This window comes from Streptomyces sp. NPDC034111, from assembly GCF_055575375.1.
This window is the reverse complement of sequence record NZ_JBVIST010000002.1, coordinates 494,972-508,610: the sequence shown is the minus strand read 5'-3', so window position 1 is coordinate 508,610 and position 13,639 is coordinate 494,972. Positions and strand designations below refer to the sequence as shown.

Below are 13,639 nucleotides of genomic sequence, written 5' to 3'. Positions count from 1 at the left end.
CCTGGCGCCCCCAGGGGGACCCGTGCACCCGTCGCGGGTCGGACAGCGACTCGATCAGCGGGAGGGCGGGGCGGCGCTCTCCAGACGGGGCATCAGCTCGGCCTCGGCGCCGCGGGCCCTTCGGCGCCGGTCACCACCTGGACGTCGGTCACCCGGAAGCCGCTGCCGGCGCACAGCTCCAACGTCCGCCCCAGCAGTCCGTGTTGAGTGCGACAAGTGAGGCGCAGTTCGACATGTGCGAAGGACGGGGCCGACGGCGTCAGGTCCGACATCTTCGAGGAGCCGCGGGCGACGAGAAGATGCACCGCGGTCGCGCCGACGGCCAGCAGCGGCAGGCCAACGCAGCACGCCATGAGTTGCGGGTCGCGGATGGCGTCACTTGTCCCTCTCTCGGCCGGGCGTCCGGCGCTGCGCGGGCCGTTGTCAGTGGTCGCCGTTAGCGTGGGAGTCATTGATCGGCCCGCGCGCGACGAGCGCGGCGCCGGGCGGCACCGGCGACGGTGCCGTACGGGGACCGGACGTGGAGGAGCGATGGCGAAGGCGGCGGATCCGGCGGCGGTGCGGGAGCGGGTGCGTGCGTTCGCGCTCGGCCTTCCCGGCGCCGTGGAGGAGTTTCCGTGGGGCGAGAGCGTCGTCAAGGTCAACAAGAAGGTCTTCGTTTTCCTCGGCGTCGAGGACGGCAGCCATCCTCTGGGCGTCACGCTCAAGCTCAAGGACCCCGAGGTGCACGGCCATGCGCTGAGCTCACCCGGTGCCGAGCCGGCGGGGTACGGCCTGGGCAGGTCCGGATGGGTGCAGCTCCCGCTGGAGCAGAAGGGCGCTCCGTCGGCGGAACTGCTCTGCGACTGGACGGAGGAGTCCTATCGCGTCATAGCCCCGAAGAAGCTCATCGCCGAGCTCGACGGGGGATAGCGGCGCAGCGGCAGTTGGCGCGCAGAGGCCCGTGGCGGCGATGGCAGGTGAGCATCGTCGGCGCGGGCCTTTTACGTGGCTGCCACTCGGTACGGGGGTCTTGTGGAAAGTGGAACACGTTCTTAACATCACGAGTGTTACATCAGAAGTGTCACAGTGCGGAAGGGCATGGGACGCGATGACGGAGCCAGGGCACGGCCCGCTCAGCGGGGTGCGGGTGGTCGAACTCGCCGGCATCGGCCCCGGCCCCTTCGCCGCCATGCTGCTGGCCGATCTCGGCGCCGATGTCGTCCGCGTCGACCGGCCCGGAGGCGCCGGACTGCGCATCGATCCGGCGTACGACATCACCAACCGGAACAAACGCTCGGTCCTGGTGGACCTGAAGAGCCCCGAGGGGGTCACTCAGGTGCTCGACCTGGTCGAGCGCGCCGATGTGCTCGTCGAGGGGTACCGCCCCGGCGTCGCCGAGCGCCTCGGCGTGGGCCCGGACGAGTGCCTGGCGCGCAACCCCCGGCTGGTCTACGGCCGGATGACCGGCTGGGGCCAGCAGGGCCCGCTCGCCGACACCGCGGGGCACGACATCGGCTATATCGCGATCACGGGTGCCCTCGGCATGATCGGCCCGCCCGACGGTCCGCCCGCCGTCCCCGTCAACCTCCTCGGCGACTACGCCGGAGGTTCCCTCTATCTCGTCATCGGCGTCCTCGCCGCCCTACAGCACGCCCGGGCCGAGGGCGGAAAGGGCCAGGTCGTGGACGCCGCGATCGTCGACGGCACGGCCCATCTGACGGCGATGATCCACGGCATGCTGGCGGCCGGCGGCTGGCAGGACCGGCGCGGCGCGAATCTGCTGGACGGCGGAACCCCGTTCTACGGCACCTACGAGACCGCCGACGGTGGCTATATGGCGGTCGGCGCGCTGGAGAAGCGGTTCTACGGCGAATTCATCCGGCTGCTGGGCATCGAGCAGGAGGCGCCCAGCAGGGACGACCTCGCCTCCTGGGGGGAGCTGCGTACCGCCATCGCCGCGCGTTTCAGGACCCGGACCAGAGCGGAGTGGACCGCGGTCTTCCAGGAGTCCGACGCCTGTGTGGCGCCCGTGCTCTCGCTGCGCGAGGCGCCGGAGCATCCGCATCTCGCCGCCCGCGGCACCTTCGTGGACCACGGCGGCATCACCCAGCCCGCCCCCGCGCCCCGCTTCTCGCGCACGCCCGGCGCGATCCGCAGACCGCCCGCGCAGCCCGGAGTGGACACCGAAGAGATCGCCCAGGACTGGCAGACGCCCCGGCTCATCGCCCCGACGGCGGCCGACCCCGTCGACACTCCGGCCGGTGAGCCGAGCCGCCTCGAACAGAAAGGCACGGCCGGCTGATGGAATGCGCCGCCACGCTGCCGTATGCGGCCGACCCAGGATCCGGGAGCTCTGTCCTGTGGAGCCGGCCCAGCGCATCGAGACCGTCAAGAACCGGCTCTGAGGAGGGCCCGCAGAGATGACCGCGCAGATGAAGCGCCAGATCTTCACCGAGGACCACGAGGCCTTCCGCGAGACGGTGCGCACCTTCCTCGCCAAGGAGGTGACGCCGCACTACGAGCAGTGGGAGAAGGACGGCATCGCCAGCCGGGACGCCTGGCGGGCGGCCGGCCGACAGGGGCTGCTGGGGCCGGCCGTGCCCGAGGAGTACGGCGGTGGGGGCAACCCCGACTTCCGTTACAGCGCCGTTCTCGCCGAGGAGTTCACCCGCGCGGGCGCCTCCGGGCTCGCCCTGGGGCTGCACAACGACATCATCGGCCCATATCTGACCTCACTCGCCACCGAGGAGCAGAAGCGGCGCTGGCTGCCCGGCTTCTGTAGCGGCGAGATCATCACGGCCATCGCCATGACCGAGCCCGGCGCGGGCTCCGACCTCCAGGGCATCACGACGCACGCCGAGGACCGGGGCGACCACTGGCTGCTCAACGGCTCCAAGACCTTCATCTCCAACGGCATCCTCGCCGACCTCGTGATCGTCGTGGCGAAGACGACCCCGGAAGGCGGCGCGAAAGGCCTGTCCCTGCTCGTCGTCGAGCGCGGTGTGGAGGGCTTCGAGCGCGGCCGCAACCTCGACAAGATCGGCCAGAAGGCGCAGGACACGGCCGAGTTGTTCTTCCATGACGTGCGCGTCCCCAAGGAGAACCTGCTCGGTGAGCGGGACGGCGCCTTCGGCCATCTGATGACGAACCTCGCGCAGGAGCGTCTGAACATCGCCGTCGCCGGGATCGCCGCCGCCGAGCATCTGCTGGAGATCACCACCCGGTACGTCAAGGAGCGCGAGGCCTTCGGGCGTCCGCTGTCGAAGCTCCAGCACGTCCGCTTCGAGATAGCCGAGATGGCCACCGAGTGTGCCGTCACCCGGTCCTTCCTCGACCGGTGCATCGTCGACCACTCGAACGGGGAACTCGACGCCGTGCACGCCTCGATGGCCAAGTGGTGGGCCACCGAGCTACAGAAGCGGGTCGCTGACCGCTGTCTCCAACTCCACGGCGGCTACGGCTATATGACCGAGTACCCCGTCGCCAGGGCCTTCACCGACGGCCGCATCCAGACCATCTACGGCGGGACGACCGAGATCATGAAGGAGATCATCGGCCGCTCCCTGCTCGGCTAACCCTCCTTGAAAGGCTTACCAGTGAGCACCGAAGCGTACGTATACGACGCGATCCGGACCCCGCGCGGCCGCGGCAAGGCCAACGGCGCACTGCACGGCACCAAGCCGATCGATCTGGTGGTCGGTCTGATCCATGAAGTGCGCAACCGCTTCCCCGGGCTCGACCCGGCCGCCATCGACGACATCGTGCTGGGCGTCGTCGGACCGGTCGGCGACCAGGGCTCCGACATCGCCCGGATCGCGGCCATCGCCGCCGGGCTGCCCGACACCGTCGCCGGCGTACAGGAGAACCGCTTCTGTGCCTCGGGCCTCGAAGCCGTCAACATGGCCGCCGCAAAGGTGCGTTCGGGCTGGGAGGACCTGGTCCTGGCGGGCGGCGTCGAATCCATGTCGCGGGTTCCGATGGCCTCCGACGGCGGCGCCTGGTTCGCCGACCCGATGACCAACCTCGACACCGGCTTCGTCCCGCAGGGCATCGGCGCCGACCTCATCGCCACCATCGAGGGCTACACCCGCCGCGATGTCGACGAGTTCGCCGCGCTCTCCCAGGAGCGCGCCGCCGCGGCATGGAAGGACGGCCGCTTCGAGCGCTCCGTCGTCCCGGTGCGCGACCGCAACGGCCTGGTCGTCCTCGACCACGACGAGCACATGCGCCCCGGCACCACCGCCGACTCCCTCGCCGGCCTCAAGCCGTCCTTCGCCACCATCGGTGACGCGGGCGGCTTCGACGCGGTCGCCCTTCAGAAGTACCACTGGGTCGAGAAGATCGACCATGTCCACCACGCCGGCAACTCCTCCGGCATCGTGGACGGCGCGGCGCTGGTCGCCATCGGCTCCAAGGAGGTCGGCGAGCGCTACGGTCTGGCCCCCCGGGCCCGGATCATCTCCGCCGCGGTCTCCGGCTCCGAGCCGACGATCATGCTCACCGGCCCCGCGCCCGCCAGCCGCAAGGCCTTGGCCAAGGCCGGGCTGACCATCGACGACATCGACCTGGTCGAGATCAACGAGGCGTTCGCCGCCGTCGTGCTGCGCTTCGTCAAGGACATGGGCCTGAGCCTGGACAAGGTCAACGTCAACGGCGGCGCCATCGCCCTGGGCCACCCCCTCGGCGCCACCGGCGCGATGATCCTGGGCACCCTCATCGACGAGCTGGAGCGGCAGGACAAGCGCTACGGCCTGGCCACCCTCTGCGTCGGCGGCGGTATGGGCATCGCCACCGTCATCGAGCGCCTCTGACCCCCTCGTCCCACCCACTACGGAGTACGCACCATGAGTGAATCCGCTGCTTTGTCGACCATCCGCTGGGAACAGGACGAGACCGGCATCGTCACCCTGGTCCTGGACGACCCGGACCAGTCCGCCAACACCATGAACAGCGCCTTCAAGGCCTCCCTCACCGCGGTCGCCGACCGTCTGGAGGCCGAGAAGGACAGCATCCGCGGCATCATCTTCACCTCCGCCAAGAAGACCTTCTTCGCCGGCGGTGACCTGCGCGATCTGATCGCCGTCACTCCCGCGCAGGCGCAGCAGGCCTTCGAGTCGGGCAACGGCATCAAGCGCGACCTGCGCCGTATCGAAACCCTCGGCAAGCCCGTCGTCGCCGCGATCAACGGCGCCGCGCTGGGCGGCGGTTACGAGATCGCGCTCGCCTGCCACCACCGCATCGCCCTCGACACCCCCGGCACCAAGATCGGCCTGCCCGAGGTCACCCTCGGTCTGCTGCCCGCGGCCGGCGGTGTCACCCGTACGGTCCGGCTGCTCGGCATCGCCGACGCGCTGCTGAAGGTGCTGCTCCAGGGCACCCAGTACAACGCCACCCGCGCCAAGGATGCCGGGCTGATCCACGACGTCGCGGCCACCCCCGAGGAACTGCTCGCCAAGGCGCGCGCCTTCGTCGACGAGCACCCCGAGTCCCAGCAGCCCTGGGACGTCAAGGGCTACCGCATTCCGGGCGGTACGCCCGCCCAGCCGAAGTTCGCGGCCAACCTCCCGGCGTTCCCCGCCAACCTCAAGAAGCAGCTGAACGGCGCCCCGTACCCCGCGCCCCGCAACATCCTCGCGGCGGCGGTCGAGGGTTCCCAGGTCGACTTCGAGACCGCGCAGACCATCGAGGCGCGCTACTTCGTCGAGCTGGTCACCGGCCAGATCTCCAAGAACATGATCCAGGCCTTCTTCTTCGACCTCCAGGCCGTCAACTCTGGAGCCAACCGCCCCAAGGGCATCGAGCCGCACAAGGCCGAGAAGGTCGCGGTCCTGGGCGCCGGGATGATGGGCGCGGGCATCGCCTACTCCTGCGCCAGGGCCGGGATGCAGGTCGTCCTCAAGGACGTCTCCCTGGAGGCGGCGCAGAAGGGCAAGGCGTATTCGGAGGGCCTGCTCGCCAAGGCGCTCTCCCGGGGCCGTACGACCGAGCAGCAGCGCGACGAGCTGCTGGCCCGTATCACGCCCACCGCCGAGCCGGCCGACCTCGCGGGCTGTGACGCCGTCATCGAGGCGGTCTTCGAGGACGTCGCCCTCAAGCGCAAGGTGTTCAAGGAGATCCAGCACATCGTCGCGCCCGACGCACTGCTGTGCTCCAACACCTCCACGCTGCCCATCACGCTGCTGGCCGAAGGCGTCGAGCGGGACCAGGACTTCATCGGGCTGCACTTCTTCTCACCGGTCGACAAGATGCCGCTGGTGGAGATCATCAAGGGTGAGCGGACCGGTGACGAGGCGCTGGCCCGCGCCTTCGACCTGGTCCGTCAGATCAAGAAGACCCCGATCGTCGTCAATGACTCGCGCGGCTTCTTCACCTCCCGGGTCATCGGACACTTCATCAACGAAGGCGTGGCCATGATCGGCGAGGGCCTTGAGCCCGCCTCCGTCGAGCAGGCCGCCGCCCAGGCCGGCTACCCGGCCAAGGTGCTGTCCCTGATGGACGAGCTGACCCTGACCCTGCCCCGGAAGATCCGCGAGGAGACCAGGCGGGCGGTCGAGGAGTCCGGCGGCACCTGGCAGCCGCACCCGGCCGACGAGGTCATCGACCGGATGGTGGACGAGTTCGGGCGCCCCGGCCGCAGCGGCGGCGCCGGGTTCTACGAGTACGGCGAGGACGGCAAGCGGGCCGGTCTGTGGCCGGGGCTGCGCGAGCACTTCGCCAAGGAGGGGGCCGGGATCCCCTTCCAGGACATGCAGGAGCGGATGCTCTTCGTCGAGGCGCTGGACACCGTCCGCTGCTTCGAGGAGGGCGTGCTCACCTCCGTGGCCGACGCCAACATCGGCTCCATCCTGGGGATCGGCTTCCCCGGGTGGACCGGCGGTGTGCTCCAGTACATCAACGGCTACCAGGGTGGGCCAGGGCGGGAGGAGCTCGTCGGCGTGCCCGGATTCGTGGCCCGCGCCCGTGAGCTCCAGGCGGCCTACGGCGACCGGTTCGCGCCGCCCGCGCTGCTGGTCGAAAAGGCCGAGAGGGGCGAGAAGTTCAGCGACTGACCGGGTACGGGGGCGGGCCGTCGCGGCCCGCCCCCGTCACTCCCGCGGGGTGCCGTCCCCGCGGCCGGTGCCGTCCTCCTCGCCGAACCACTCCCGCAGCTCCTGCTTCATGGACCTCTGGAATGCGGTGACGAGTGCCTGGATCACCATCGGCTGCATGTGGGCCGAGAGCGACTTCATCCGGGCCACCTCCTCCTCGTCCGGCGCGCCTTCCCGGTACGGCTCCCATACCTCGTCCTTGAAGAGCCGGCTCAGCTCGCGGGCCGCCGAGCGGGTGTGCTCGATGACCACGGTGCGCGCCGCGAGGATGGTCTCCAGTGAGATGGGGACGTCCAGCAGCCGGGTGCCCAGGTGCAGCAGTCCCGGGTCGACCCGGAAGACCTGCGGGTCCTCGGTCCGTACGAGCACGCTCATGGCCGCCAGCCGGTCCACGTCCTCCTCGGTCAGCTTCCGGCCGGCCCGCCGCTCCAGCTGCTCCCGGGTGGCGTCCTCCGCCTTGTCCGGGATCCAGCCGGCCACCAGCGCACGGTGGATGGCCAGGTCCTGGGCGCTCAGATCGGGCGGCAGCTGCTCCAGATAGCGTTCGATCGCGGACAGCGTCAGGCCCTGGTGCTGGAGCTCCTCGATGAGTGCGAGCCGCGAGAGGTGGTCCGGTCCGTAGCGTCCGACCCGGCGCGGACCGATCTCCGGCGGCGGCAGCAGACCGCGGGTGCTGTAGAAGCGGATCGTGCGGACCGTGACGCCGGCGCGGGCGGCCAGCTCGTCAACGGTCAGACCGGTGGCTTCGCTCATGTTCAACAGTATTGCTGTCTCACCACTCTTGTGAAACCTCCGGAGCCGCGTGTCGGGGCGGGCCGGCAGCGAAGGGCAGATGGGGCGTCGAGGTGGCGAATGGGCGCTGGAACCGAACAGAACAGGTCAGGAAATCTTCGGCGCCGAGTGCGGAGCGGGACCTGGAATCGGGTGAACTGTCGCCGTCCTCGAAATTGAATGGCTAGATAATTCACGCCAAATACGGACAAATCTTGCATGGCCTGTACACGCTGTGATCTTGCCCACAGACGAGGGGCCGCACTTCGTGGAAGGTGTGCCGTCGGCCGTCCGTGCGATCCACGGGATCCGGCCATCGCTACGCCTGCCCGAAAGCGAGATACACCAGCAGTGAGCACAGAAACCGTCACCGAGACAGCCCAGAGGTCACCTGACGGGGGGAGCGGCGCGCAGCAGGATGCGGGCGACGCGGGCTACAGCAAGGGCCTCAAGGGCCGGCACATCAACATGATCGCCATCGGTGGAGCGATCGGAACCGGCCTTTTCCTCGGCGCCGGTGGCCGACTGCACTCCGCCGGGCCCGCCCTGGCCGTCGCCTACGCGGTCTGCGGTCTGTTCGCCTTCTTCGTCGTACGGGCCCTGGGCGAGCTGGTGGTGCACCGCCCGTCCTCCGGCTCCTTCGTCTCTTACGCCCGGGAGTTCCTGGGCGAGAAGGGCGCCTACGTCGCCGGCTGGATGTACGTCGTCAACTGGTCCACGACCGGTATCGCCGACATCACGGCCATCGCGCTCTACACGCACTACTGGAGCCTGTTCACCAGCATCCCGCAGTGGGTGATGGCTCTGATCGCACTGGCCGTCGTGCTGTCGATCAACCTGATCTCGGTGAAGATCTTCGGTGAGATGGAGTTCTGGTTCGCGATCATCAAGGTCGCCGCGCTGGTCGTCTTCATGTTCATCGGTATCTTCCTGCTGGCCACCCAGCACCCCGTCGACGGACACACACCGGGCCTGAGCCTGATCACCGACCACGGCGGAATCTTCCCGACCGGTCTGCTGCCGGTGGTGATCGTGCTCCAGGGCGTGGTCTTCGCGTACTCCGCCGTCGAGCTGGTCGGCGTCGCCGCCGGTGAGACCGGTGACCCGAAGAAGGTCGTGCCCAAGGCCGTCAACTCCATCATGTGGCGGGTGGGCGTCTTCTACGTCGGCTCGGTGGTCCTGCTGGCGATGCTGCTGCCGTGGAACAAGTACGTCGGCGGCGAGAGCCCCTTCGTCACGGTGCTGTCCAACGTCGGCGTCCCGGCCGCGGGCGATGTGATGAACCTCGTCGTGCTGACCGCGGCGATGTCCAGCCTCAACTCCGGCCTCTACTCGACCGGCCGCATTCTGCGCTCGATGTCGATGGCGGGCTCCGCGCCGAAGTTCGCCGGCCGGATGAACCGCAACCAGGTGCCCTACGGCGGCATCATGCTCACCTCCGCGGTGTGTGTGCTCGGTGTCGGGCTCAACTACTGGCTGCCGGGCCAGGCGTTCGAGATCGTGCTGAACATCGCGGCACTGGGCATCGTCAGCACCTGGTGCACGATCATGATCTGCCACATGGTGTTCGTCCGCCGGGCGAAGGCGGGTCTGGTCGAGCGTCCGGGCTTCCGGCTGCCGGGCACGCCGGTCACCGACATCGCCACCATCGTGTTCCTGCTCGGCGTCATCGTGCTGATGTGGTTCGACGACGGTGTCGGCCGGCAGACCGTGATGCTGATCCCGGTTCTGGGTGCCGCGCTGGTCATCGGCTGGTACGCGGTCCGTGGCCGGGTGGCCCGGATCGCCGCGGAACGCGAGCTGTCGAAGTAGTCACGCTGTAGCGGACGCCTGCGGAATCAAGGGCGGTCGCGGAGGCCGGAAGGCATCCGCGACCGCCCTTTCGCGTCGCCGGTCCCGGAGGGCAGCGGGGTCCTGGCCGCCCGGTCCGGTGGCCCGGCCGATTGTCAGTGGGCGCCTTTACCGTGGACCCATGACTGAGAAAACGGGGATCTCCTACGTCAAGGGGGACGCCACCGCGCCGCAGGGCAAGGGCGTCAAGGTGATCGCGCATATCTGTAATGACCTGGGCGGCTGGGCCAAGGGCTTTGTGCTGGCGCTCTCCCGGCGCTGGCCGGAGCCGGAGGCCGCCTACCGCCGGTGGCACCGCGAGCGCGCGCGGAACGACTTCGGGCTGGGCGCGGCACAGTTCGTCCAGGTCGGCGACCGGCTCTGGGTGGCCAATGTCGTCGGCCAGCGGGGGATGGCTACGGGCAGCAAGGGCGTCCCGGTGCGGTACGAGGCGATCGACGCCGGGCTCGGCCGGGTCGCGGACAAGGCCCGGGAGGTCGGGGCGTCCGTCCATATGCCGCGCATCGGTTGCGGGCTGGCGGGAGGCAAGTGGTCCCGGGTGGAGCCGCTGATAACCGAGCGGCTCACCCGGTGCGGCATACCGGTGACGGTCTACGACCACTGAACCCGTCGCCTGTCACCCGCTGTCCGCCGCCCGCCGTCCGCGGCTCAGCCGCCGATCAGCGGATAGTGATCGGAGAGATTGGTGTAGGTGTACTCCTTGCCCCAGCTGGAGACCGTCCAGGGCGCCGACTCCTCCTTGACCACGGTGTTCTGCCATCCGGTGGGCCGGGCATGGCCGTTGCGGTAGAGGACGTAGTCCAGGTCCTCGCGGGGGTCGTCCGGGTAGCGGTACTTCGCTACGGAGTTTTCCTGGGTGTCGAACGAGTAGGGGTGGCCCGTGCGGCTGTCGGCGGGCGCGAGGTCACCATTGCTGAGCAGCGCGTCGTACTCGGCGCTGTGGGAGTCGATGTTCAGATCGCCCGCGACCAGCACCTCTTCGTCCGCCGGGATGTTCTTGGCATCCAGGAAGGCGTCCATCTCCTTGAGCTGCTTGGCGCGGTCACCGGCCGCCTCGCCCGCCTTGCAGCCCGAGTCGGTGGACTGGGTGTGGGTGCCGACGACATGCACCTTGGTGCCGTTGACGTCCAACACCGCATAGACGAAGCCCTTGTTGGAGAGGTTGTCCGCACCGCAGGCGTCCTTGTAGACGTACTGCTCCTTGCGCAGGATCGGCCACTTGCTCAGCAGCGTCACCCCGCCGTCCTCCGTGGTGACCGACGAGTAGGCCCCGCCGGTGGCGTCCCAGCCGCTGGTGCTCCGGCCCATCACCGGAGTCTGGTGCGGATACTGCGCCGCGGCCTGGGACTTCAGCGCTTCGGAGGAGGAGTTGTCGAACGCCTCCTGGAGCACGACGACGTCCTTGTCCTGGAAGAAGTCGGCGGCCGCGATCGCCTGGGCGCGGTGGTCCTGGCCCCAGTTGGGATAGAGGTTCTTGCTCATGAGGAAGACGTTGTAGCTGAGCACCTTCAGACGGGGGGTGGTGGCGGCCGACGCGGAGGGGGACGTGGCGGCCACGGTGACCGTGGCGAGGGCCGTGGCGAGTGCGGCGATCCGGGGTGCGCGCAGCGCTGAGTACGACACTGATTCTCCCTGTGGGGTGGGGACATGAACCGGCGACGCTTATCCAAGCAGCTGAGCTTACTTCCAGGTAACCTTCCGGGGGGTACGAGATGTACAGAGCGAAGCTCTTGCCGACGAAGCCGCGCGCTGAGGCTCACTGGTCCCGCGCCCAGGACGGTCGAGGCCACGGCCGTCCGTAGGCGGCAAGCGGCGGGACGGTGCCATGGCGCCTCAACGAGGGGTCAGGGGCAGGACCGTGGGGCGGTGAGGACCGTGCCGCAGGAGGTGTGCACGGCGGCCAGGGCGGTGACGACACTCTGGGTCCACGACAGCATCGCGCGTTCGCGGGTTGACGGTTCGTCACAGGCCGGGCGACCGAAGGCACCGCAAGAGCTCTGCTGGGCGAGGAGAAACGCAAGGGCGTCACGGGTGATGCGGTGCTGCGCCCGCCCGGCCCGAGCCGAGTCCCGGACGAAGCCGGCGAGGTGCCCCAGGCGATAGTTCTTCCAGGCATCGCGCAGATCGGCGAGGGCCGTCTCTGGTGAGGACTGCGGCCCCTCGGCGCCGGTGTCGATCAGTGTGGCCGCACGCTGAGGGGAGAGCAGCCCCAGGCCGACGAGGCGTTGGACGTTGTGCGCCGCCTGCGGCGGAACCCTGTCGAGGAGTTCGACGGCGGCGGCGGTCGACTTGAGGAACATATCGAGTGACGTGCACGTGATCCCGTGCGTCCGCAGACCGAGCGCGAACTCACCCACGACCTCCATCCCGTGTCCCTGCCACACGCCGCTCTCCGCGTCCGCGAGACGTTCGGAGAAATCGAGGAGCAGGGGACGGGCGAGCTCGGGTTCCTCCAGCGCCTCGGCCGCATGCGCGACAGCGGCTGCCGCGGGCAGGCAGCTGGCCGGGGCATGGCGCCGGCTGGTGTCCGCCAGCCACACCACTGCCCGCCGCAACGGCTGCCCCACACTGGGGCGGGACTTCGGCGTGGTCGGCCGATGCCTCCGTACCACTTTGGGGCTGCGCTCCAGCAGCACGGCCAGGGCCGCGACGATGGTGGTGTGGTAGCCGGTGGCCCAGTGCCGGTACGCCTCGTCGCCGTCGGTGAGTCCGGGGTGGACCACACCAGGCGGCCCGTTCACCCGCCCGTCGGCCTCCTGTACCGCCGCGAGGAACTCCCATGCCCGGCGGGCTTCCTCGGAATCTCTCACCCCCAGGCACAGCAGGCAGCACAGAAGCTCCCCCACCAGATCGGCATTCCCTTGGTCAAGGGTGACAACGAGGAGCGCTTCGAGCAGTTCCACCGCCGCGCCCGGATCGAAGTCCCGTGGCCAACGGGGCTCGCGCAGACCGAAGTCCGTGGCGTAGAAGATGGTGTGGGTGAGGGCGTAGATGTCGCGGTCGGTGAGCTTGATGACATTCGGGCTGTTGCAGAGCAGGGTGAACGGCAGGACATCGTCCATGGCCGGCAGCGAGTACTGAATGCCGCACAGCTCCAGCGTGTGCAGCAGATCGAGCTGCCGGTACGGAATCCGCTCGAAGGCGGCCGCATAGCCCCCATCAGCGGCCTGCGTGAGAAGTCGCCGGAACTCCGGGTCCTCGCGTCCGCAGAGCAGGAGCGCCGCATAGGTCCCCGCGTACAGCAGGAGGGCAGCTTCGTCCCGGGCGATCAGCTCCCGGTAGGAGGGGCGGGCCGCGATCCCCGCGACCTGATCGAGGAGGGCCGTGTAGTCGTCGTCCAGTGGTTCCGGGTCGAGGCGCGCCCGCAGCCCCACAAGGAATGCGGTTTCGATAAGGGCTTTGCGGGCGAAGAGGACCCGGTCCGTGGCGGCTTCGGCCGGATCGATGAGAGTGCGGCGCGCAGCGAGCCAGGCGACTGCCCGGGTCTCCACCGCGCGCCTTTGTGACGAGCCGTTACCGGGTTGCGTCGTGTTCATCGGATGCCTCCCGGCGATCGGCGCAGTCAATGACTCAGTTGCCCGCGGTGGAGTCGTCGGACTCCGCGACCTGGTTGGCGACCACGAGGACGTATCGCTCCCAGGCGAGGACGTAGCCGGCCACGTCGTCGAGTTGGCTGACCTGGTCGACGACTCGCTGTAGCGGAACGCTGAGGTCGACGAGTCCGCTCGTCCTCAGGAAATCGAGGGCCTTGCGGGCATCAACCGGAGGAGGACACGGAGGGGGACAGGTCATGGGTTGCTCCTTTTGGGTGGTTCGGACAGATATCGCGAGTGTCGCGTTCCGTGAGGGGCTTGTCACTATCCGCGCCTTACGGGAAAAAGCGACGCGGTGATAGGTGCAGTTCAGGTGCGGGTATCTCCTGTCAAAATCACCCTTGCGGGTGAATA

At 69.1% G+C, this 13,639-nt stretch carries 12 protein-coding genes; 7 read left to right on the top strand and 5 right to left on the bottom strand.

The features are described 5' to 3' along the window. Positions 1-92: 92 nt before the first annotated feature. Positions 93-353, bottom strand: a complete 261-nt coding sequence (locus tag ACZ55A_RS07975) for a hypothetical protein (protein WP_468835909.1) — start codon at positions 351-353, stop codon at positions 93-95. 178 nt (positions 354-531) lie between these two features. Between ACZ55A_RS07975 and ACZ55A_RS07970 the strand changes: the two genes are divergently transcribed. The 5 genes from ACZ55A_RS07970 (at position 532) to ACZ55A_RS07950 (ending at position 7,031) form a co-directional block, all read left to right on the top strand. Next, positions 532-912 carry an MmcQ/YjbR family DNA-binding protein gene (locus tag ACZ55A_RS07970; RefSeq protein ID WP_468835906.1) on the top strand — a complete coding sequence of 127 codons (381 nt, stop codon included), beginning with the start codon at positions 532-534 and terminating at the stop codon, positions 910-912. A 178-nt stretch (positions 913-1,090) separates the two neighbouring features. Beyond that, entirely contained in the window at positions 1,091-2,284 is a 1,194-nt protein-coding gene (locus ACZ55A_RS07965) for a CaiB/BaiF CoA transferase family protein (RefSeq protein ID WP_468835904.1), read from the top strand. 130 nt (positions 2,285-2,414) lie between these two features. Beyond that, complete coding sequence (locus ACZ55A_RS07960) at positions 2,415-3,557, top strand: acyl-CoA dehydrogenase family protein (protein ID WP_468836614.1); 1,143 nt, start codon at positions 2,415-2,417, stop codon at positions 3,555-3,557. Between the two features lie 21 nt (positions 3,558-3,578). Further along, positions 3,579-4,793: an acetyl-CoA C-acetyltransferase gene (locus ACZ55A_RS07955; protein ID WP_468835902.1), complete on the top strand. Its 1,215-nt coding sequence runs from the start codon at positions 3,579-3,581 to the stop codon at positions 4,791-4,793. Positions 4,794-4,826: 33 nt separating this feature from the next. Beyond that, entirely contained in the window at positions 4,827-7,031 is a 2,205-nt protein-coding gene (locus ACZ55A_RS07950; RefSeq protein WP_468835900.1) for a 3-hydroxyacyl-CoA dehydrogenase NAD-binding domain-containing protein, read from the top strand. A gap of 36 nt (positions 7,032-7,067) precedes the next feature. Here ACZ55A_RS07950 and ACZ55A_RS07945 read toward each other — a convergent pair whose 3' ends face one another. After that, a complete protein-coding gene (locus ACZ55A_RS07945; RefSeq protein ID WP_468835898.1) occupies positions 7,068-7,823 on the bottom strand; it encodes a MerR family transcriptional regulator in 756 nt (251 codons plus the stop codon). A gap of 369 nt (positions 7,824-8,192) precedes the next feature. Here ACZ55A_RS07945 and ACZ55A_RS07940 point away from each other — a divergent pair, with 369 nt between their 5' ends. Together ACZ55A_RS07940 and ACZ55A_RS07935 are read left to right on the top strand one after the other, a co-directional pair. Then, positions 8,193-9,653, top strand: a complete 1,461-nt coding sequence (locus ACZ55A_RS07940; RefSeq protein ID WP_468835895.1) for an amino acid permease — start codon at positions 8,193-8,195, stop codon at positions 9,651-9,653. Between the two features lie 160 nt (positions 9,654-9,813). After that, complete coding sequence (locus ACZ55A_RS07935) at positions 9,814-10,296, top strand: macro domain-containing protein (RefSeq protein WP_468835892.1); 483 nt, start codon at positions 9,814-9,816, stop codon at positions 10,294-10,296. A gap of 44 nt (positions 10,297-10,340) precedes the next feature. Here ACZ55A_RS07935 and sph read toward each other — a convergent pair whose 3' ends face one another. The 3 genes from sph to ACZ55A_RS07920 form a co-directional block, all read right to left on the bottom strand. Then, positions 10,341-11,315, bottom strand: coding sequence for a sphingomyelin phosphodiesterase (gene sph / locus ACZ55A_RS07930; protein WP_468835890.1), 975 nt, complete (start codon positions 11,313-11,315; stop codon positions 10,341-10,343). Positions 11,316-11,536: 221 nt separating this feature from the next. After that, complete coding sequence (locus ACZ55A_RS07925; protein ID WP_468835887.1) at positions 11,537-13,183, bottom strand: DUF6895 family protein; 1,647 nt, start codon at positions 13,181-13,183, stop codon at positions 11,537-11,539. Positions 13,184-13,262: 79 nt separating this feature from the next. Continuing rightward, entirely contained in the window at positions 13,263-13,484 is a 222-nt protein-coding gene (locus ACZ55A_RS07920) for a hypothetical protein (RefSeq protein ID WP_468835885.1), read from the bottom strand. Positions 13,485-13,639 lie beyond the last annotated feature (155 nt).